Source organism: Chitinophaga sp. RCC_12 (assembly GCF_041360695.1).
Taxonomy (GTDB): domain Bacteria; phylum Bacteroidota; class Bacteroidia; order Chitinophagales; family Chitinophagaceae; genus Chitinophaga.
In genome coordinates, this window is sequence record NZ_JBFUPS010000002.1 from 834,818 (window position 1) to 855,686 (window position 20,869).

Genomic DNA, 20,869 nt, shown 5'->3' on the forward strand with positions numbered 1-20,869 from the left:
TGCTTAGAATTCAAAGTTTAAGCCGCAGTTGAATTTGTAGGGGATTGGATAACCGTTGCCCAGGTCATATCCATATGGATCCACGTTTTCCGGATCCACGCCGGTATATTTTGTAAGAATGAACACATTGCTCATGCCTCCGTATACGCGCAGCCGGCGGATGTTTATCCGGTTGAGCAGTGCAGTAGAGAAGTCGTAGCTGAGGTTCACATTATTCAACCGGATAAAGCTTCCATCTTCCAGGAACATGTCGGTATTGATTTCGTAGTTGCCTATAAAATCATAACTCGACGTACCATAATATCTCCAGGGATTTAGCACTGGATATTTGGCATTGGTGTGTTCCGGCGTCCAGAAATCCAGGTCGGAAACATCCAGCAGGTTTCTTTGTCCGCCGGGATAGTTTACGTTTTCACTGGCGGTCCAGCTTACTCCGCGGATACGGTCGGCTTTAACTTTATTGAATACCTTGTTGCCGACAGAATAGTTGAAAAATACATCCAGCTGGAGGTTGGAGTTGTTTTTAAATTTATAGCTGAAGCTATGGGAGAAACTTCCGGTAAACTTAGGATTCGGATCGCCGCTGTATACCCTGTCTGAGTTATCCAGCACGCCTATCCTGCCATCCCCGTTTACATCCAGTATCCGGATGTCGCCGGCGTGGTAAGGGTCTTGTGAGGAGAAACCGCTAACGTTCGGGAACAATTTTTTGCCGGTATATTTATTAACCGGAACGGATGCATCATCGGGATACACGCCCAGGTATTTCATCAGGTAGAAGCCATTCAGGGGGCGACCAATTTGCAGGTAAGGCTGGCCAACAGCATAATTGCTCCTGGACACGCTTCTGCCGAAATCAGGAAGTTTGGTCAGCTCATTTTTGTTGATGGCGCCAATAAAGGTTACTGAATACTGGAAGTTTTTGCCGGGTTTGGTGATGTACCCGGTGATAGCTGCTTCATAGCCATAGTTACGTACGGCGCCGCTATTGATATACCGTGATGCGTATCCGCTGGTGCCGTTCAATGCATCGGGGAACAGGAAACCATCGGTTTTTTTATCGTAATAATCCAGTACCATGGTGATGCGGCTATTCAGGAATTCAAGATCCAGCCCTATGCCACGGTCCTTTGTAGTTTGCCAGGTGAGGTTAGGTAATGCAATACCGTTACCGCCGCCATAGTTGGGCGACAGCAATGGAATGCCATTATAGGTGGCATTGTCGCCGCTTTTAGTAAGATAAGCGCCTACAGCGAGGTAGTTGTCTTCATACTGCGTACCGGATTTTCCCATGCTGGCACGGATCTTTCCGAAATTTAACCAGCGGCCGATATTATTGCGGACAAATTTCTCTTCTGTAAATACCCATCCTGCCGAAGCAGAAGGGAAATAACCCCATTGGTTATCCTTGCCGAACTTGGAAGAACCATCGGCACGTACCACTGCCTGGAGCAGGTATTTCCTGTTGTAGTTATAAGACAGCCTGGAGTAATACGACAGCAAACCGTATTGAAGATTATGCGTTTCGAGTTTAAGATTTGCCTGCGGGTAGCCGAGTATCACCTGTTGCGCATCACTGGGACCGCCGGTGGCAGCACCGTAAATGTTATTGTTTTCGCTGGTGTTAATGGTGTTACCTAATACAAGGTCAAAGGAATGTTTTGATTCAAACGTATGGTATAAACGGAGAAATGTTTCGCTAAGCAGATTTACTTTTTCCTGTGAATAATAAGAGGCGGCTGCTTTCAGATCGTTCCTGGTGGCAGAAGGCTCAAATGTCCGCGTGCGGTAAAATTCATAGTTGCCGGATGCGCGGGAAGTAATGTTGAGGAATTTGAAAACATCATAACTCACTTCCAGTTGCGCCAGGGCTCTCCTGGTGAGGTCGATGTTCACTCCTTTGTTGTAGGATTCGAGGAAGGCATCAAAAAATCCGCTGCTGGGGCCCGGACGAAAGGACGACGAAAAGTTATTGCCTACTACGGCGGCATTATAGGTATCACCTCTTTTCTGGCTCGCATCTGTTTGGCTCAGGTTGGCCCGGCCGGTTACGGTTAGTTTGGACGTTGGCTTAAATATGCCGTTGTACGTCAGTGAAAAACGGGAGAAGTCCGAACCGAGAACAATACCTTTCTCTTTATAATAATCCACACCTAAGCGGTAGCTGGCATTCTCCGTGGCTCCGCTGATACCGAGGTTAATATTTTTCAGATCCGCATCCCGGAAATATAACTTCTGCCAGTCGGTGGAGTTGTTATAAAAGCTGTTCAGACTATCTGATAATTCAATGGGCAGATCGGTATAACCGCCGCCTACTTTAGAGGATTTGTATTGATTGTACAGCGCAATCTTAAAATCGCGTTCTGCTTTACCACCCAATGTTTTACGAAGGGACGGATAATAGCTCAGGCCATATTGTGTATTTAAGGATACAATAGGCTTACCGATTTTTCCGCGTTTGGTATTGATGATGATAACGCCGTTGGCGCCTCTTGATCCATAGATAGCGGTGGCAGAAGCATCTTTTAATACATCCACGGATTCGAGGTCGAAGGGGCTGAAACCAGCCAGTACGCTGGTAATAGCCTGGCGCGGATCGGAAGGATTGAAAACATCCTGTTCAAGCGGCACGCCGTCAATAATAAAGAGCGGTGTACTTACTACGCCGGAATTGGCGGAGTTGGAAAATGACGCAAGTCCCCTGATCTGCACCATACTTCTGCCGCCGGGCATACCGGAATTATTTTGCACCACCAGCCCGGGAGCCAAACCCTGCAGCAGTCCTTCTATGGAGCCGGAGGGTTTATTTTGCAGCTGCGATCCTTTGATGGTAGATATCGCGGAAGTTGTTTCCCTTCTTTTCTGCGTTCCGTATCCAACGGTTACATTCACTTCCTGGAGCTGGGAGGCAGAAGGCTGCAGTGTGATCAGCAGGTTTTGCGGGGTGTTTCTCACCAGCTGACTTTTAAACTCTTTACCGGCAGTGGTGAGCACGCCGTCGTTCAAACGGAGCAACAGGGTGTTGAAACCAATTGATGAAATAACGATGGTGGCATCTTCAGGAACACCGTTGAGTGTAAACTTACCATTTTCATCTGCGGTAGCACCTTGGCGGGAGCCCTGTACTATCACGGTGGCGCCAATGATAGGCTGGTTGTCGGGGCTCAGGATCTTTCCTGACAACGATACAACGGCGGCCTGTCCCTGGCGGGAAGAGAGTACCGTTACAATTTTATCGGTTATTTCAAAAGTGAACGGCTGGTCTTTAAATACTTCTTCCAGTGCTTTCTGAAGCGGCGCTTCTTTAATATTAACGGTTACCGGTAGGGCATTGCGGTTAAACCGGGCATCGAAAACAAAGGAATAATTCGTTTGGGCCCTGATGGAAGCGAGCACCTGTTCAAGCCTGGCATCGGTAACCCGCAGGCTTACCTGCTGTGAGAAAACAGCAGCGGCTGTTGCCAGGGAATAGAAGGCCGCAAGCATTAGGCTGCAGGCATAACGCTTCCAATGGCCCACAAAGTGGCCACGTTTAATTTCCATAAATGTGATTTTAAAGGATTGACTGTTGGTTGATAAAAAAAACGGTATTAATGCGCGGTTAATACCCTGTTATTGCTCATTTTTAGTTTTATGTCACTTGTTTTCTCTATAGCTCTCAGTAATTGCAACAGCGGTGTACTGCGGGGCAGCTGCCCATATAGTTTTGCGTTCGGAAGGGATGAATAATCCACTTCAATATCATACCAGCGCTGCAGTTGGTGTGCAACAGCGTGAAGGTCGGTGTCTGAAAAATAAAACATGTCGGACATCCAGGAAACATCTTCCCTGGTATCTGTTTTCCTGATTTGCAGCTGGTTATTTTCCAGTATGGCCTGTTCTCCCGGATTAAGCAGCTTTGCTTCCGTTCCATTCCTGGGATCAATCTTTATGCGGCCTTCTACCAGGGTAGTTTTAATATAAGATTCATCGGCATATGCTTTCACGTTGAAAGCTGTGCCCAGTACAGCAATAACCTGCTTTCCCGTTACTACTACAAATGGTTGGCCGGCATCTTTGGCGATATCAAAATATGCCTCACCGGTTAGTTCCACCTTTCGCTGGCCATCGCTGAAAATGGTAGGATAGCGAAGGGACGAAGCGGCATTTAAAGAAACCTGTGTACCGTCCGGAAGTATGATCTTATAGTACTTTCCCCGCGGCGTGGTAAGGGTATTAAATACAATCTCCGGCTGCGCTGCATCGTTTTCTGTTGGCCTGGCATAGGTAAGCGCTCCTTTTCCACTGTTCACTGCGTGGATGCCCTTTTGCTCAATTATTTGCTCTGTTGCGGCACTGTCGAGGGCTACCTGTCTGCCGTCAGACAAAGTAAGCATTACATGTGCCTTCGCAGGTGGTTGCGGTGTTATTTGCGCCATTTCCCTGTTGGCCTTTGCCGGTGGCGCGGGCCTGTAAAATAAATGGTAGGAAGCCAGCCCTAATAACAACGTTACAGCCGCGGCGGCTGTCCATGTAAGGGTTGGCCTCAACTTAAATATACTATTGCGGTTACCGGGCTCATTCACCTTGTTAATGCGATCCAGTAAGGCGCCGGCCTGCTGTGGTGAAAACAAATCCTCCTGCGGGGTTGTTTGCCTGGTGCCCCAGTCAAACAGTTGATGATAAAGCTCCTTTGCCTCAGGATCTGCCAGTAAAACAAGCAGCTCTTCCCGTTCTTCTTCGGAAATGCTGTTATTAACGGCTTTTTGGTATAAGTATATTAACCTGTCTTCCTGCATAATGGCGGCTTAAAGTAGGTGCTCAATATATAAGACAGTAAAAGGGGGGTAAAAGGAGATACGAAGATGAAAAATTTATTTAAACAGCCGGATAGCCAGCAGGGATAAGAAAATTGTTTCCCTCACTTTCATGTACCGGTAAATAAATTTAATCGCAAGCTGGTTATATTTCTTTACAGAATCGGTGGACAAATTCATCCGGTGGGCAATTTCAGGGTTCCGGTACCCCTGCGCCCGCAACAGGAAAACTGTTTTCTGCTGCATGGGTAGCGCGTCAATAGCCTTATCCAGCATATCGAGGCGGTTATCAGGATATCCCGGCGCCTTATCTTCCTGCTTTTGGGCAAAGAGCGCATACTGCTCCTGCTTCTTTCTTTCCGCCACCAGGCTTGTCAGGTAATTAAGGGTATGATTTCGAAGGAGAATAAAAAAGTAAGCGTTGAACTGCTTTATCGAAGTGAGTTTTTCCCGGTCTTTCCACAGCTTTACAAAGATGTCCTGCAAAATTTCTTCTGTTTGTTCCCTGGAGCCAACAATCGTATAAACAATACGCCCGGCCTGATTTACATAGCCGTGAAAAAGCCTGGCAAATGCTTGCTGGCTGCCGCCGGCGATTTGCGTCAGTATTTCTTCTTCATTGTCGATACTTTTTAACCCCATGATTTTATTTACAGAATTGGTTGATATTTTTCAGGCAAAAAAGGGAGTAAGACAATATTAAGTATTTCATATAATATTTCCATATGCAATTTTAGCAAAGAAAGATGGTAAGTTGACCGAAACTGCTATCCGGGCAGCCGCCTTCCTCCGCGGGCAATTTATACATCACCCAATAAAAATCAATATAACCTGCACATTTAATCAAATATTTAACTAGATTTGCCGCCGATGTTCACAAAAAGGTGAACATCTATAAGACATCTTCATCTGAATGGGCTTATAGTCATATTCCTCCTTAGCTCAGTTGGTTAGAGCATCTGACTGTTAATCAGAGGGTCGCTGGTTCAAGTCCAGCAGGGGGAGCAAAAAAAGCCTGGTAATTTTACCAGGCTTTTTTTATTGGAAGCAGTGCCATCGCACACCCACTCACGAAGGATTTTCTTTAACTTCCGGATTAACAATCGTTCCATAATGGATAAAAGCAGCAAATTTATAGCGGTAGAAGGTTTAGATGGCGCAGGGAAGTCAACGCAGATAGACCTGCTGACGAAATACCTCGAGTCTAAAAATGAGAAGACGAGGTTTGTACATTTCCCGCGGAGCAACCAGGGTATATTTGGGGAGCTCATCGCTAAATTCCTGCGCGGTGAATTTGGCGACGTGAAAAACGTGCACCCACAGCTGGTAGCCCTGTTGTTTGCAGAAGACCGTAAAGAATTTGCCAACACCATCAATCAATGGCTGAACGATGGTTATTTTGTACTGGTAGACAGGTACGTGCTGTCAAACATTGCTTTCCAGTGCGCTAAACTCCATACCAACGAAGAAAAACAATACCTGCGCAACTGGATCAATGAGTTTGAATACAACTATAATAAAATCCCCAAGCCCCATTTCTCCATTTACCTCGATGTACCGTTTTCATTCACTGAGTCGGCGCTGACTAAAAGACGGGCAAACGAAGACCGGGAATATCTCCAGGGCAAAGATGATATCCACGAAGCGGACTTCTCCCTGCAGCTGGCCGTGAAAAAGGAATATGATGCGCTGTTGGTGGCCGATAAAACCATTAACAGGATCACCTGCTATAATGAAGCGGCACAAATGCGCCCGATACGGGAAATTCACGAAGAAATTATTCAGCTGGTCAACAGTCAGGTGCAGTTATAAGATCCCTCATTTCGTGTAGCCATCCCCGCTAGCATCTCCCAAAAAATATTTTTACCGGTTGTAAGTAATTACCGGTTGTATACCTGTCCTCGTATGTGAGCACCTGCGCAAAACCCGGTTCCACTGTTATGAGCGCGCAGGCTCATCCCCTATTGCGTTATACGGCTTTATATACGACTGGCTGAGCACATTGAAAACCTGATATCTTTTTATTCCACAAAACTGAAAAAAATGAAAACTCAAACACTTTTCCGCAGCACCTGCATGGCAGTGCTCCTCCTGGCATTTATGGTTACCGGCTGTAAGAAACCGGAAATGATCAAATCTTCCGAAAATACCCCCGAAGGCACTGCTTCCAGCCTGGTGGCAATTAACTCCGTTCAACCCGTAAAATCCGAAGCGCTGCTGGCAATGCAGTGCTACAACAACGCATTTTATCACCAGTACGGCACCTATGGCTCGTCGTTTAAAGCCTATTACTATTCAGATGTAAACCATACTGGCCGGATGGATTTCTGGCGGCAGGCAGAGGCCATCGAAACCCTGATTGATGCTTACAATATCAACAACGATGCAGACCTCAAAAACAAAATGGTGTACCTGTACAACGGTATGCGCGATGCCTATGGCCTGCTCTGGACTTCCAACATCTACAATGACGACGTGATCTGGGGCGCATTAATGTGCATCCGCGCCTTCCAGATTACCAACGACGGCGGCATGAAAGATATGGCCAAAAACAATTTCGATATGGTGTGGAACCGCGCATGGGATACCAACCTGGGTGGCGGCCTGTGGTGGACCACCGCCAACAATACCAAGAATGCCTGTGTAAATGCGCCCGCCGCCATTTGCGCTATGTATCTCTACCAGGCTACCGGCGACGCGGCTTATAAAACCAAAGCCAAACAAATTGTCGACTGGATGGTCACTAAGCTGTATGTACCCGGCACAGGCGAGGTGAAAGGTGCCATGAACGCTGCCGGCGTGATCACCGAAGGCGCCCGTACCTATACCCAGGGCACTTTTATCGGCGCCTGTGGTATGCTCCACAGCTCCTACCCCTCCAACAACTACAAGGCAATGGGGGCTAAAGCCATGGACTATACGAAAATCAGTATGTGCAACGCACAGGGCCTGCTGCCGGATGAATATGACAACGAAGACTGCCAGGGCTTCAAAGCCATCTTTGCCCGCTGGGCCTGCAGGTTTGTAAAGGACCATAGCTACCAGGGTACTTATGCCTCCTGGCTCAACTACAACGCTGCGGAAGCCTGGAACTACCGTAACTCCAATGGTCTTATGTGGGGGCAGTGGTGGCACAGAACCCCGGATAACTACGTGAACTCGTTTGAAACCACTTGCGGCGTGGCTATGATGAATGGCGTCTGGCTGTTTTAATTCCCCCGCTTTTGTTTTTATTCCGGGAGATAATTAATTTGTGTGAAATAAACCTATATCTAACGGTTATGATGAACACAAAAAGAATCGCACTGCTGCTGCTCGTAATATTTTCAGGCATCATCACACAGGCGCAATCCCTGGAGGATATCGTTAATAAAAACGTGGCGGCACTCGGCGGCGCCGATAAGTTAAAAACACTGAGAACCCAGTATGCAGAGGGTACCATGGAAATGCAGGGAATGAATTTTCCTTTCAAAAGGTGGGTGTTGCAGGACAAAGCCATGCGCCTGGAATTTACAGCAATGGGTACCACCAATATCCAGGTATTAACCGATGCCGGCGGTTGGATGCAGATGCCGGTAATGGGTAAAACCAATCCGGAAGACATGGACTCCGCCACCATTAAGGCGTTGGGCAAGCAACTGGATCTGACCGGTGATTTTTACCACTATAATGAGAAAGGCAACAAACTGGAACTGCTGCCCGCCGACACCGTGAATGGCGCTAAACTTGCCAAAGTGAAAGTTACCTACACCAACGGCAACGCCACTACTTGCTTTATAGATCCTGTAACAGGTAATGTGCTGAGAACATCCAATTCGCTGGAAATCCAGGGGCAACAGATGGACCTGGTAACAGACATCAGCAATTTCCTGAAAACAGCGGATGGCTATAACTATGGTACCGCTATTTCACAGGAACCAGTGGGTATAAAGATCAACATTACCAAACTGGAAAATAATGTACCAGTGGATGAAAGCATCTTCAAGAAACCATAAAAAGTAAAAGGCTGGTCTTTGCGGACCAGCCTTTCTTATTTTGTAAGTAATGATTCCAGCAACTTTATCTTTTTAAGATCCGGCTTCGTAGTAAATATTCCCTGCCCGCTCACATTCCTGACCCCGCGTACAAAGCAATAGATAACGCCTCCAAACTGCTTCTCATAATTAAAGCCAGGAATCCGGCTTTCCAGGTATTTTTTTACCGCTACCGTATAAATAAAATACTGGAGATGATAATTGTTTTCGTTCATCGCTGCCGCTAAACCTGCCGCATCATAGTCGGCCACACTGTTGCCCAGGTAATTCGATTTCCAGTCGAGGATATAATACTTCCCCTGGTGCTCAAAGAACAGATCTATTTTCCCATTCATGATGCCTTCCAGCTCCTGGCTGCTGTATTCTGAAAACCGTTTTACACTCACGCTTACCTGGTCGTCGGAAAGATTATTGAGCAGGTTCGACTTAAACACCGGCACGGGGAAATCAAATTCAAATTCTGCCAGTCGCTGCTGCCGCCCTACCGATGCCAGCTGGAAGCTGACGCCATCGATATGTATTGTAGAGTACATCACATGTTGCAGCATTTCGTGCAGCCGTTCGAGATATACCTCCCGCTGGCCGGGTACAAATTTCCGGATGGCCTCTTCCAGCCAGTGTTCCCATTTACTGCTATCGGAGAAGTTGATGCTTTCAAAGATGAAGTGCAATAGGTTACCGGTTTTAGCGCCTCTGCGCAGGGTGGTAAATATAAAGTTATCGTAAGGGTCGGCTTGCTGGAAGGAGCGCACCCGTGGCTGGTGTTCCGGCTTTGCCGCCAGCATGGTATAGCTCATCTTCCGCCAGTTTTGCTCCTTCAATTGAAAGGATACCGGCGCCCGGCTTACTGCCAGCTGGCCTTTGTTGAGCTGCTGGCGATAGCTTTCTGCAGGCGCTTCGGGTACCGGACCTTGCAGCTGTATCAGGGAGGCATCCGGTGCTTCGGCCGCCAGTGCTTTCAGGAAAACCGACAGCGACGAATCTTTAAAAGCATGATAACAGTTTTTAAAGAGATAACATTTATATACTGCGCGGGTAATGGCTACGTATATCAGGCGGCGGTTTTCCTGTTCCTGCTGATGCTGGTAGGCTTTTAACTGCTCTTCAGTGAGCAGCGCTTTCTGCGTGCCCAGGTAATCGCCGGTTGCCGGATCACGGAAGCTCACGAATTCAATTTTGGTCTTCTCTACAAAATCCAGGAAAGGCGCCATCACTATTTTGTATTCCAGCCCTTTACTTTTATGGATGGTTACTATGTTCACGGCGTCTTCATCACTTTCCACGCGCTGTGCATATTCATCTCCATCGGTGGTCATGCCGTCGATGCCGCGTTTGAGCCAGGAGATAAGATCGCGCATGGAAAGGTTTTTTCGGCTTTGCACCTGGTGTACCAGTTCTGATAGCTGGTACAGGTTGGTGATGATCCGTTCGCCATTTTCGGTGTGGCCATCGAGCAATACCTGGCGCACGCTGAAGTCTGCAATAAACTCCATGAGCGCAGTGTAGGCGCCATCGCGCTGCCATAAGGTGCGGTACTTGGCAAACAGGTCCAGCATAGTTTCATCGTCCAGTTGCAGGATGGTTTGACTGTTGTAGCCGGTAAATGAGCCAAGTAATGCGCGGTTAATAGACGAGCGGTCTGGTGTTTCCATCGCTTCCAGCAGGTACAGTAATTGCTGCGCTTCCGCGGATCTCAGCACCCTGGCTTCGTCGATGGTAACGGCCGGGATGCCCAGTTTCGCCAGTGCATGTTTAATGTCCCTGCCCTCCTGCCCGGTGCGCACGAGGATACCAATGTCTGACGGAACGATGGAGCGGGAACCCTCTTTATTTTCTATGCGGTAGTCCTTATTCAGCAGCAGCTGCGCAATTTGCGCGGCTACGCTGTTGCAGATGGTTTCTTTTTTATCGCAGGCAATTACTTCAATAGGTGTATCCGGTGTATTGCCTTTATAGAGGTAGCCTTTCTTATTATTATCAGGACTGTGTACTTCTATATAGTCAATGCTGTCGCTCTCCTCCGCGAAATCAAATGTTGGAAAGTCCCGGGTGGGTTTAAAGAATACGTTCATAGCACGGATCATATTTTCCGACGAACGGAAATTCTGGTTCATGTCGTAAACATGTTGTACCCCGTTGCGCGCATTGAAATAGGTAAATATGTCCGCTTTGCGCCAGGCATAAATACTTTGCTTGGGATCGCCGATGTAGAACAGGATGGTGTTCTGGCCGAAGGCCCGATCGAATATTTCAAACTGTTCTTTATCGGTGTCCTGGAACTCATCCACAAAAACGGCCTTGTATTTATTTTGCAGGGAAGCAATCAGTTCTTCGTTGTTATTCTTTACTAAAGCGGTATGCAGGTTGTTGATCAGGTCATCATAGCCCATCATGTTGCTGCGCTCTTTGAAGGCGCGTACCTGTTCGCTGATTTCCTTGATGGCGGCGTAGTACACCTGCCGGCGGATCAATTGTTGATGCTCCAGCAGTTGTTTGCTGATTTCATCTGCCTGGTCAATGGCCGGTAATAAGTCTGCAAAAACTTTCTCAATATATTTGGCGCTGCTTCTTTTACTCCTGATCCTTTTTACCAGCAGCTCCGGCTGGGAAATCAGTTCAGGCCATTCTTTCCGGGTATTATGATTGGCGGCGCAGGCTGCGGTAAGATGCACGCTGTTGGCGGTAATGTATGCATACAACGCTTCGTTGGCGGCCTGTTCTTTTGCCATTAACTGCTGCAGCTCCTGCATCCACTGTTCCTGCAGGGTTTCGCTGATATCGTCGGGGGTATCTTCCCGGTAGCCCAGGAATTTCTTTCCGCTGAGATGTTCTTTGATCACGTTGAGCATCTCCGTTTTCATATCCTCATCCCAGATCTGTTCCAGCAGGGCAGCGTTGAGCGTGGTTACATTCCGGCGCCAGAATTTATTCAGTTCGTTTTCAATAACCGGCGTAAGATCGGGTACCATGGTGGCGCCAAACAGCTGGTTGGTTTCAAACGCAAATTCATTCAGTGTTTGCTGGCAGAAGCCATGAATGGTAAGTACCGCCGTTTCATCGAGCAACAGGATGGCGTCGCGCAACAATTGTTGCACAGGGCGCGGATCATCGAAGTCGATTACGCTGAACACCAGGTCCATGATTTTCTGATCGCTGATTTCCTGTCCACGGCTTACTTTGTACGCCTGCCGGATAAACAGCCGGATCCTTTCTTCCAGCTCCGCTACGGCGGCGCGGGTAAAGGTAACCATCAGAATTTCTTTGACAGACAGCTTTTGTTCCAATATCAACCGTAAAACCAGTATGGCGATGGAGTACGTTTTACCGGTGCCGGCGCTGGCCTCAATGAGGTTGCTGCCTTCCAGCGGAACGGTGCCTGCGTCAAACTGTTTATATATAACGCTATCGATCATTTCTCTTTATCGGGTGTTTCTAAATAAGCCGGCAGCAGGGTTGTTAACGGCAATATCAGCAGCTCATAAATATCGAGGTAGCCGGTTAATGCTTCTTCTTTCTCAAAAAATCCCTGCTCATATACCTGCACGAGATACGGATCGGGCGATTCCTGCCGGTCGATCATCCCGGATATTTTATCCCTGAACTTTTTAAGGTCCATGGAAAGCCAATCTTTTTCCGTGATTTCCAGGTCAGGATAAAAGGATATTATTTTGCTGAAGCCGGTCTTATAAACTTTTACAATTTCTGTTAATCTCCTTAATGCCTCTTCAGATGTTAACGGGATCGCCTGGAAAGCATCTTCTTTTTTAGCGCCGGAAATATAGCAGAGGTCTGTTACCACGCCTGCTGCTTTTCCTGCGAGATAACGGAGATAGGCTTCTACCAGGTATTTGCTCTCTTTCTTCGACCACGACACCTGCACCAGGGTTTGATCAAAGATCCGCAGGTTTCCTTTCAGCATGCTGTTATCCACAGGTAATTCAACGGTAATGCGCTTTTCTTCCGCGCCTTTGGTAACGGCTTCGTACAGGCTGCGCACGGGTACTACCATTTCTTCCATTTTTTGAATAGCAACGGTAGCCATATTGCGGAGTGGTAGTTTACCTTTCTTTACCAGCGTGGTTTGCAGCGTATTTTTTTTATCGCCGGCAGCCGGCAGCAGTTCATTTTTAACAGACCATTGCTGCAGCCTGTTGAGGCCAAAGATCTCTGTTTCGCTGAGCAGCAGCTGGCTGTCGTTATACCGGATGCCCAGTACTTTATTGTAATAAGCCCGGAAAGGATTTTTAAAGAAGCTGATCAGTTCTTCCAGGGTAATTTCTTCGAAGGTTAAGGGAGTAGTAATTTTATTTTCGTTGAGATATGTTTTTTTGCCGGTATCCTTATTGCTCAGATAGGAAAAAAGACGGCTATCTGTACCGGCATATTTCCTGCTGAAGCTTTGTAAAGGTTGCAAGGTAACCAGTTCGCTGCGCACGGCTTCCGGCGCGGCTGTACCGGCTTCTATATAGTCTACCAGTTCATCTACCAGCACGGATGGCGGGAGATCGGTATTATCCTTTGCATCTTTCCCGATATAACTGATGTACAGGTATTCCCTTGCTGAAAGCAGGGTTTCGAGGAACAGGTGTTTATCATTCTCCTTCACATTACGGTCGCCTTTTTGCCGGTCTTTTTCCATGAGGTTAAAGCTCGACTTATTCTCGCGACGTGGAAACTTATTGTAGTTCAGTCCCATCAGCGCCACCACTTTGAAGGGAATACTGCGCATCGGTATGAGGGAGCAGAAAGTAACGCCGCCGTTTACAAACAATCCTGCGCGGGTGCTGCCGGTAAGGGTATCCAGGAAGCTATGGCTAAACACTTCAAAGGTTACTTTTTCGCTCATAAATTCGTTCAGCGCGTTGTAGGCGGTGAGTTGTTTGATGAGGGTGTTATAATCTTCGTCGATATCATCTACCGGTTCGTACACGATATTATGCAATACTCTTTCGGTATAGGCTACCCACTCCACAATAGTGCGTGGGCGCCGCCTGTCGAGGATAGATGACATCAGCACTTCCGCAAAATGGCAGAAGCGGATCACATCGTGCGCGTCGCTGCCTTCGGTGATATCCAGCGGGAAGAAGCTGTCTTCCCCGAGGCCGTATTCTTCTTCCCCACTCATACAAATGCCAAACATAATGCGTTGGATACCGTATTGCCAGCTCACGAAATGCGTTTCTTCCTTTTTGCTGCCGTTGATACCAAAGCGGATATTGGCGGCCTCAATGATCCGGCGGATCAGCACCGGGTCCTGGAGGTTAAAGCGTTTGCGGATATAGGAGAAGTCCAGCAGCTGCATCACCGCTTCCGATTTGAAGTTTTCCTCATTCATGGTGAGGACGGCGTGCAGGGCGTTAAAGAGATTGTCGTTGTCGGTGTAACTTTCATCCGCAATCGTATACCGGAAGGTATAAGGCGCGTTGTTGAAAACGGCTTTGATATAAGGCGCATAGGCATCTATATCGCTTACCATTACCACGATGTCGCGGGGCGATAATGCTTCTTTCCGTTGTGCTACCAGGTGTACCAGGTAGTTGTAGAGCACTTCTACTTCGCGGGCTACCGTGTAGCAGGCATTGATGGTAATGGAGCCGTCGCGGATATCCTGCGGTGTGATCAGCTGCCGGTCGGCCGTAGTGGCTGCTGCGGTGAAAATATCGTATTGTATTTTATGCAGGAGGCTATCCGGTTCTGGTTCCACGGTATCAATTTCTTCATAGGCGTTGATGAAGGCATCGTAGGCAAAGAAGAGGCCGAAGCTGTCCTGTATTACCCGTCCCCAGCCGGTGAGGAGGGCGTTGCCTGCTTTGGAGTCCTGGATATCTTTGAGACCTTTTTGCCGCCAGCGGGCCAGTTGTTTTTCGTTGCGGTCGTCGAACCAGAACACCACCGGGGAAGGGTTGATGATATGAAAATACACGTCTATAAAAGACGATAGTTCATGCAGGATTTTTACGTGATAAGCGGTGATGATGGATAAGCCAAACAGGTGTACCACCGGCATGCGGGTGAGTAATCCTGTTTTCGGGCTGTTGCTGCGGAGGGCGTCGAGGATAAAATTCCCTACGATGGTTTTATCCGGGAGCGAGCCGCCGGAGAGTTGTTTTACTTTTACCCACAGCCAGTGTTGCCATCCGGCGGTAGCCAGTTCCGGGGTATCGGTAAAGGTCCATGCCTGGATCATTTCCGGGCGGTATACCTGGTACTGGTCAAACAGATCGGCTACTTTTTCCGCGAGGGCCATCCGTTTCAGGTCACTTTCCGTTTCATCGGCCGTATAGTAGGCGGCAACTTTCGAGTATTTGGCGATGAACTCTTCCTGGCCGAGCAGTTTAAACACCAGCCAGCTGAGGTTTTGCGGCGACAGCACTTCTGAATGCGGTCCTCCCAGCACTACGTACAGTTGGTAGAGCAGGTCGTTGGGCTTCATGAAGCGGCAGTTGGCTGCAATGCCCAGGTGATCGGCCAGCTGGAGTTTCAGCCAGTTGTTCATCCCTTCCGTTTGGGTAATGATATAGTGAGGTTGGAACACACTGTTGCCTGCATCGCGGAGGTTTTGCGCCAGCCCGGATGATAAACTGTTCAGTGAGTTCGAAACTTTTAAAAACAATGCCATTGATAAGTCCTTTGTTTGCACTCCGCCATTCCCGAAGCAGGTGATTTAATTTGCAGCTGCATTCACTTCCCTGAACCTCGAGGCGATGCCGGAGGCCCTTTCCACGAAGCGTTCTGCCGCCATGAGTATTACCTCCGGCGTTCCCTGTACATACACTTTGTTTTTTGCACGGCTTACAGCGGTGTACAACAGTTCCCTGGTGAGAATGGGTACATCGGTGGTATCCGGCAACAGTACCAGTACTTCTCCGAATTCAGAACCCTGGCTTTTATGGATGGTCATGGCAAAGGCGGTTTCCGCCTGGGTTAAATAGCCGGGCAGCACGGCTTTTAAGGCGCCGGTGCTGTCTTCAAACCAGGCCATGAGCACCCCGTTTTCATCTGCACGAATGATGCCGGTATCGCCATTGAACAAACCATGTTCATAATAGTTACGGGTAAGGATCACCGGCCGGTTTTCATAGAATTCCCCATTGGCGGTGATCAGTTTTTTATCGAATAAATATTTTTCTATTTGTTTGTTTACGGCGTAAAGCCCCTGCGGGCCCTCCCTTACGGCGGTGAGTACACGCTGCGCGTTCAGGAGTTTGAGCGCGGTAGCGATATCCTTTTCTGCGATGAAAGCGGCGTAGCCGGCAATGAAGTCTTCGAACAGCTGTACCGAAGCGTCCGGGTCAACGATTACCTGTTCATCTGCCGAAGGCGGAAAAAAAGAAGTTATTACCGGTACATTATTACTGATGATGGCCTTACTGAATTTACCAATGCCTTTGTCGCCGGTGAAACGGTGGCTGCGCCGCAATTCCACGAGATGTTGGAACAACGGGTGATGGTCATCGTTTTGTTCTGCTACGGCGGGAATCTGCCGGTTTTCTTCCGGTATAAAACTATTGATCAGCTGGCGGCGGACGGAGCTAAAGCGGTTCAGGTGTTCCTGTGCCTGGCAGAGGTCACCGAACAGACTGCCGGCTTCCACGGAGGCCAGCTGGTCTTTGTCGCCCAGCAAAATAAGGCGCGTATCCGGATGGATGGCGTCCAGCAGCTTGGCAAACAGCGCCACATCTATCATGGAGCACTCATCGATGATCACCACATCGTAGTTAAGCGGATTATCTTTATTGTGCCTGAAATACGGGCTGCCGTTAACAGACTTCAGCAAACGGTGTATGGTAGCGGGTTGCAGCTGCCGGAACTTTTCAAAGATGGGCGCATCTACTTCGAGTGTAGTATTGCGCAGGCTTTCCGCCATACGGGCGGCGGCTTTACCGGTAGGCGCTGCCAGCGCTACTTTCAACGCCGGATCAGTGGCAAACAGGATGGCCAGTATTTTAGCTACGGTAGTGGTTTTCCCGGTACCCGGGCCGCCGGTGATGATGGTAAAATTATTCAGTACCCCGGTGATGGCGGCAGCCAGCTGCCAATCGGCCGGATCGTTATTATCATTACTGCCGGTGGCGGCAAACAGTTTACTGATCAGTGGTTGCTGTTGTTGCAACAGGGCAATCCTTTCAGGCAATTGTGTTTTTTCCTTTACCAGGAATTGCCGGATACTTTGAAGGAACGCTGTTTCATACCGGAAATAGCGTTGCAGGTACAGCCGGTTCTGGTAAATTACAAAGGGCTGTTTATCGTTGCCCTCCGTGCCTACCAGTGGAATGCTTTCCAGCAATTGATTGCTGGTTTCTATTTTCTGGTAGGATTCCGGGAGATTTTCTTTTTCTGCGGCTATTTTATCGAGATGAAGACAGATATGTCCTTCGCTGCCTTTCTTTGATAACAGATAAGCGTACGGTTTCAGCGCCGGTATATCAAAATACTCGGCAAATTGCTGGTGTACATCGTTTAGGGTGGGTATGTTTCGCATTCTTATCTGGACACTTGAAAAGATTAAAGTACAACTTTTTCTGCTTCCCCTGAAACACTATATATTGTGGGGATTCTAAACCTATTTCTATACACTATGACAAAGAAATTGCTAACCCTTAGCTTCATTTTTTTATTTATTTGTTTGCATGCCAGCGCTCAGGAAGATCTCTGGAGAAAACCAGGTCAGCTGAAAGCAAATATTTCCCTGGTGGGTGCTAATGTAAATTACGAATTACGTTTGTTAAAATATGCCACCCTTAACCTGGAAGCGGGAATTGAGATGGGCGTTTCCTATTCCAACAGCAGTTATTTAGGAGAAGAATGGGAGTTTGCGCTTTACCCGGTTTTTTCGGCAGAGTTCAGGCAGTACTATGGTATTGCCCGGCGGGCTGAGCGGAATAAACGGATAGATAACAATGCCGGAAATTTTTTCAGTTTTACGGGAGGCTACCAGGGCCGTCCTATTACGGCTACGGACGATTATTCTCCCCGTGGCACGGCTGTTTTTACACCCGCCTGGGGAATGCAGCGCAGTTGGGGCCGTCATTTTAGTTTTGAAAGCCGCTTCGGTGTTTCTTTTGTGTCGGACGATAGTTATAGTAATACGGTGTATCCCAGTGTACGCATTAACTTTGGCTATGTAATTTTGTAAATTAGCTGCTTAAACAGTGAGATATGTCATCCAGGATAGTTAAGCAGGTAATAGTGATGCGCAAAGATTTGAATATGCGCAAGGGAAAAATGATTGCACAGGGCGCCCATGCTTCCATTGCTTTTTTGACGCGCCATGCCACCATCGACGGGCATACGTTGCAAACCAGTATCAGGAATCCGGAAGAGGTATCGGAGTGGATGACGAAAGGGTTTACAAAGATTTGTTTGTCGGTAGATTCTGAAGAAGACCTGGAAAGGGTGTACCAGCAGGCGGTGGAAGATGGTCTGAATGCCACGTTGATTACGGATTCGGGGTTAACAGAATTTGGTGGTGTGCCCACCAAAACCTGTTGTGCCATCGGGCCTAATTCAAATGAGGAGATAGACCGGATCACGAAGGATCTGAAGTTGCTTTAGTCTTCGTCTCCTACCACATCCGTTTCTACCACCCTGCCTACCTGTCCGTCTTCCAGCCGTACTTTGATACCGCGGGAATGATAAGCGGCAGAGGTGAGGAGATCTTTTACAATGCCATAGGTTTTTTTACCGCTGCGTTGATCTTTCTTCAGGATGATGGCCACTTCCAGGCCAGGGTAGATATCTTTTCTATATTGTCCGTCCATAATTGCAAAGCTACAGATTTTATAAAAACGGTGGATCATCATATGACCCACCTTTTTTTATTTAGGGATGAAGATTTGCCGCAGCTGATCTATCAGTACACCGTTTCCGCTGACGCTGATGCTGTTGATCTTTTCCGCGATTTTTTCCACATACTCCATTTCCTTCAATTTAAACAGCATGGGATTGTCTTCCATGAGTTTGGCGGTATTGAGCAGGCTCCTGGTGCTGGCAGTTTCTTCCCTTCGCATGATGATATTGGCCTGTGCTTTCTTTTCGGCTACCAGTACCTGGTTCATGATGTCTTTCACATCACCTGGCAAGATGATATCCCGGATACCGAAGCTGGTCACGTTAATGCCGAGAACTTCCGCCTTTGTGCTTACTGCTTTCAGTATAGCCGGCGCCAGGGTATCTTTCTTTTCCAGCAATTCATCGAAGTTCAGGACGGCGATGTATTCCCGCAAAGCCAGCTGCAGCTGTACATACAGCTGCCGTTCGTATTCCTTGTTTTGCAACACGGCTTTATTGATGTCTGTAACCCGATACTGTGCCCATGCGTTGATTCGCAGTGCTGCTTTGTCTTTGGTCAGGATTTCCTGTCCATTTACTTCCACCTGCAACTGCCGGGTATCTATTTTACTAACGGTGATAGTGATGTTATTCTTCCACCAGCAATAAACGCCTGGGTACAGGGTCATGGCATACTTACCATCTACCAGCATCACGGCCTGTTCGTAGTTTTCCACGCTGAAGGTTCTTACGTAAGGTGCTACCAGCCGGTGGCACAGCGTGGACCTGTCTATATTTTCAGTGATCGCTATTTTGGAGATATCTGCGCGAACGAATTTGTTGTCGATGATATTTTTCCAGAAGGCATATCTGCCGGCGGTCAATACCTGCTTCAGTAATCCATTTTCATAGTGCAGCACAATTTCAGTTTCTTTTACTTCCACTACCTGCAATGCGTTGACTATGTCTGCATCCTGCAGGAGGATGTTCAGTTCTACCGGCGCGATGAATGGCTTGTTGATATCGTAGATGGTTACATCTTCGTTGATCAGCCAGTGGCGGCCTACCTGCAGCATTCGCTGGTAAACGCCGTTTTTAAAAACCAGGCCTCTTTCGTAGGCGTTGATGGTTACTCTTTTCATTTTCTTTCATTTTGGGGGTGTTGATAAAAAAGCCAGTGCTGTTGCCCGGATGATGAACACGGAAACCAGGTGTTGATCAGTGCTTATTCATCAGTTAGGGCGGAAGTGCTAAGTGATGATAAGGGGCTGATGTAGTCCTTGTTTGCAGGTGTTTACCCTCCTGCGGCATCATCCTTTTGATGAGGCGGCGGGGCGGTGAGCCCTGGCTTTGTTTGTTGTTGTAAAGGATTTACAGTCCTTCTGTGATTGTCTATTGCTCTAACCGATGAGCTACCGTTTTTCAAGGACGGGAAGGATTCGAACCTTCTACCCATAGATTCTATGGCGGGAACAGTGTTTTGCGGCAACAGCATACAGTTCGTTATTACGGCTGCACTGCGGAGTAGTGTGATACCCCTGCCTGGGTTGCTTTGAAGAACATCTGTTCCCGTCTTCCTGTTGAGGAAGCTTTTTTAGCAAATGCTTTTCATTTGCGGGGTGGATGAAGCAGGAGTCGAACCTGCACAGGCGGTGCTTCAAACCGCTGCTCTACCATTGGAGCTATTCATCCGGTTAGTGAATAGCTATGTTGCTTACTCACCTATTTTGTAACCCTGATTGGACTCGAACCAATAACCTTCTGCTCCAAATGCAGACGCGCTAACCAATTGTGCTACAGGGCTTTTTATGTAGTCCGGATTGGATTTGAACCAATAGCCGGCTGCGTATAAGGCAGGTGCTCTGACCGTTGAGCTACCGGACTGTTTTGTGTCTGTGCTTCTGCGGCGGCTCTTATCAGGCATAAAAAAACCGGGCGTTCAGCACGACCGGTTTCTACGTATATACATAAGCGTTACTTATGTTCGTCGACACCGGTGTCGTTGATGAAATATTTCATAGCGATAGCAAACCGATAACAATGGTTTGTTATGATCGTTACTAAATTGTATGTTATCAATATGCATTTGCATGCGCATTTTTAGTTTTTAGTACAAATAAAAAGCCCCGCAATCTCTTGCGGGGCCTGTGTTATATCGAATTCGTTATTTCAACTTATTCATCAGCATAACATGCCCCGCCACTGGTATAGCCTGGTATCAGACTAAACTGGTGTTTTGATTGTATGTTAAAAATTGAGCGGTACATG

General features: G+C 47.8%; 13 protein-coding genes and 4 tRNA genes. 6 read left to right on the forward strand and 11 right to left on the reverse strand.

All coding sequences use genetic code 11. The features are described from left to right. Window positions 1–3 precede the first annotated feature (3 nt). From AB6805_RS08750 to AB6805_RS08760, 3 genes are all read right to left on the reverse strand, one after another. Window positions 4–3,543 carry a SusC/RagA family TonB-linked outer membrane protein gene (locus AB6805_RS08750; RefSeq protein WP_370909053.1) on the reverse strand — a complete coding sequence of 1,180 codons (3,540 nt, stop codon included), beginning with the start codon at window positions 3,541–3,543 and terminating at the stop codon, window positions 4–6. Between the two features lie 47 nt (window positions 3,544–3,590). Continuing rightward, entirely contained in the window at window positions 3,591–4,778 is a 1,188-nt protein-coding gene (locus tag AB6805_RS08755; protein WP_370909054.1) for a FecR family protein, read from the reverse strand. Window positions 4,779–4,853: 75 nt separating this feature from the next. Next, window positions 4,854–5,438 (reverse strand): sigma-70 family RNA polymerase sigma factor, encoded by a 585-nt coding sequence (locus tag AB6805_RS08760; protein ID WP_370909055.1) that lies wholly within the window; start codon window positions 5,436–5,438, stop codon window positions 4,854–4,856. Window positions 5,439–5,727: 289 nt separating this feature from the next. On the opposite strand from AB6805_RS08760, the gene AB6805_RS08765 reads away from it, so the two are divergent. From AB6805_RS08765 to AB6805_RS08780, 4 genes are all read left to right on the forward strand, one after another. Next, window positions 5,728–5,801 (forward strand) — tRNA-Asn (locus AB6805_RS08765). A 108-nt stretch (window positions 5,802–5,909) separates the two neighbouring features. After that, entirely contained in the window at window positions 5,910–6,608 is a 699-nt protein-coding gene (gene tmk / locus AB6805_RS08770; protein ID WP_370909056.1) for a dTMP kinase, read from the forward strand. 231 nt (window positions 6,609–6,839) lie between these two features. Beyond that, window positions 6,840–8,009, forward strand: coding sequence for a glycoside hydrolase family 76 protein (locus AB6805_RS08775; protein WP_370909057.1), 1,170 nt, complete (start codon window positions 6,840–6,842; stop codon window positions 8,007–8,009). A gap of 68 nt (window positions 8,010–8,077) precedes the next feature. Beyond that, a complete protein-coding gene (locus AB6805_RS08780; RefSeq protein WP_370909058.1) occupies window positions 8,078–8,791 on the forward strand; it encodes an outer membrane lipoprotein carrier protein LolA in 714 nt (237 codons plus the stop codon). 35 nt (window positions 8,792–8,826) lie between these two features. Here AB6805_RS08780 and recB read toward each other — a convergent pair whose 3' ends face one another. The 3 genes from recB to recD are packed head-to-tail and all read right to left on the reverse strand — an operon-like array spanning window position 8,827 to window position 17,312. Then, the gene (gene recB / locus AB6805_RS08785; protein WP_370909059.1) at window positions 8,827–12,243 is read right to left on the reverse strand and encodes an exodeoxyribonuclease V subunit beta; all 3,417 of its coding nucleotides are present in this window, start codon (window positions 12,241–12,243) and stop codon (window positions 8,827–8,829) included. Continuing rightward, on the reverse strand, window positions 12,240–15,449 hold the full coding sequence (gene recC / locus AB6805_RS08790; protein WP_370909060.1) for an exodeoxyribonuclease V subunit gamma: 3,210 nt from the start codon (window positions 15,447–15,449) through the stop codon (window positions 12,240–12,242). Before recC ends, recB begins: the two co-directional genes overlap by 4 nt. A gap of 45 nt (window positions 15,450–15,494) precedes the next feature. Continuing rightward, on the reverse strand, window positions 15,495–17,312 hold the full coding sequence (recD, locus tag AB6805_RS08795; protein ID WP_370909061.1) for an exodeoxyribonuclease V subunit alpha: 1,818 nt from the start codon (window positions 17,310–17,312) through the stop codon (window positions 15,495–15,497). 96 nt (window positions 17,313–17,408) lie between these two features. Between recD and AB6805_RS08800 the strand changes: the two genes are divergently transcribed. After that, entirely contained in the window at window positions 17,409–17,966 is a 558-nt protein-coding gene (locus tag AB6805_RS08800) for a hypothetical protein (protein ID WP_370909062.1), read from the forward strand. A 23-nt stretch (window positions 17,967–17,989) separates the two neighbouring features. After that, the gene (gene pth2, locus AB6805_RS08805) at window positions 17,990–18,385 is read left to right on the forward strand and encodes an aminoacyl-tRNA hydrolase (protein ID WP_370909063.1); all 396 of its coding nucleotides are present in this window, start codon (window positions 17,990–17,992) and stop codon (window positions 18,383–18,385) included. Here the strand turns inward: pth2 and AB6805_RS08810 are convergent. The 5 genes from AB6805_RS08810 to AB6805_RS08830 form a co-directional block, all read right to left on the reverse strand. After that, window positions 18,382–18,591, reverse strand: coding sequence for a YwbE family protein (locus AB6805_RS08810; RefSeq protein ID WP_079471660.1), 210 nt, complete (start codon window positions 18,589–18,591; stop codon window positions 18,382–18,384). The genes pth2 and AB6805_RS08810 overlap by 4 nt on opposite strands. 57 nt (window positions 18,592–18,648) lie before the next feature. After that, window positions 18,649–19,743 carry a slipin family protein gene (locus AB6805_RS08815; protein ID WP_370909064.1) on the reverse strand — a complete coding sequence of 365 codons (1,095 nt, stop codon included), beginning with the start codon at window positions 19,741–19,743 and terminating at the stop codon, window positions 18,649–18,651. A 478-nt stretch (window positions 19,744–20,221) separates the two neighbouring features. Beyond that, window positions 20,222–20,293: transfer RNA gene (locus tag AB6805_RS08820), tRNA-Phe, on the reverse strand. Window positions 20,294–20,331: 38 nt separating this feature from the next. Then, a tRNA-Gln gene (locus tag AB6805_RS08825) sits at window positions 20,332–20,405 on the reverse strand. A 7-nt stretch (window positions 20,406–20,412) separates the two neighbouring features. Then, window positions 20,413–20,485, reverse strand: a tRNA-Ile gene (locus tag AB6805_RS08830). Window positions 20,486–20,869: the final 384 nt, after the last annotated feature.

Bases quoted from the DNA above. Each gene is read 5' to 3' on its own strand.
- AB6805_RS08750 (WP_370909053.1), bottom strand. From the start codon at position 3,543: ATGGAAATTAAACGTGGCCACTTTGTGGGCCATTGGAAGCGTTATGCC.
- AB6805_RS08755 (WP_370909054.1), bottom strand. From the start codon at position 4,778: ATGCAGGAAGACAGGTTAATATACTTATACCAAAAAGCCGTTAATAAC.
- AB6805_RS08760 (WP_370909055.1), bottom strand. From the start codon at position 5,438: ATGGGGTTAAAAAGTATCGACAATGAAGAAGAAATACTGACGCAAATC.
- tmk (WP_370909056.1), top strand. From the start codon at position 5,910: ATGGATAAAAGCAGCAAATTTATAGCGGTAGAAGGTTTAGATGGCGCA.
- AB6805_RS08775 (WP_370909057.1), top strand. From the start codon at position 6,840: ATGAAAACTCAAACACTTTTCCGCAGCACCTGCATGGCAGTGCTCCTC.
- AB6805_RS08780 (WP_370909058.1), top strand. From the start codon at position 8,078: ATGATGAACACAAAAAGAATCGCACTGCTGCTGCTCGTAATATTTTCA.
- recB (WP_370909059.1), bottom strand. From the start codon at position 12,243: ATGATCGATAGCGTTATATATAAACAGTTTGACGCAGGCACCGTTCCG.
- recC (WP_370909060.1), bottom strand. From the start codon at position 15,449: ATGGCATTGTTTTTAAAAGTTTCGAACTCACTGAACAGTTTATCATCC.
- recD (WP_370909061.1), bottom strand. From the start codon at position 17,312: ATGCGAAACATACCCACCCTAAACGATGTACACCAGCAATTTGCCGAG.
- AB6805_RS08800 (WP_370909062.1), top strand. From the start codon at position 17,409: ATGACAAAGAAATTGCTAACCCTTAGCTTCATTTTTTTATTTATTTGT.
- pth2 (WP_370909063.1), top strand. From the start codon at position 17,990: ATGTCATCCAGGATAGTTAAGCAGGTAATAGTGATGCGCAAAGATTTG.
- AB6805_RS08810 (WP_079471660.1), bottom strand. From the start codon at position 18,591: ATGGACGGACAATATAGAAAAGATATCTACCCTGGCCTGGAAGTGGCC.
- AB6805_RS08815 (WP_370909064.1), bottom strand. From the start codon at position 19,743: ATGAAAAGAGTAACCATCAACGCCTACGAAAGAGGCCTGGTTTTTAAA.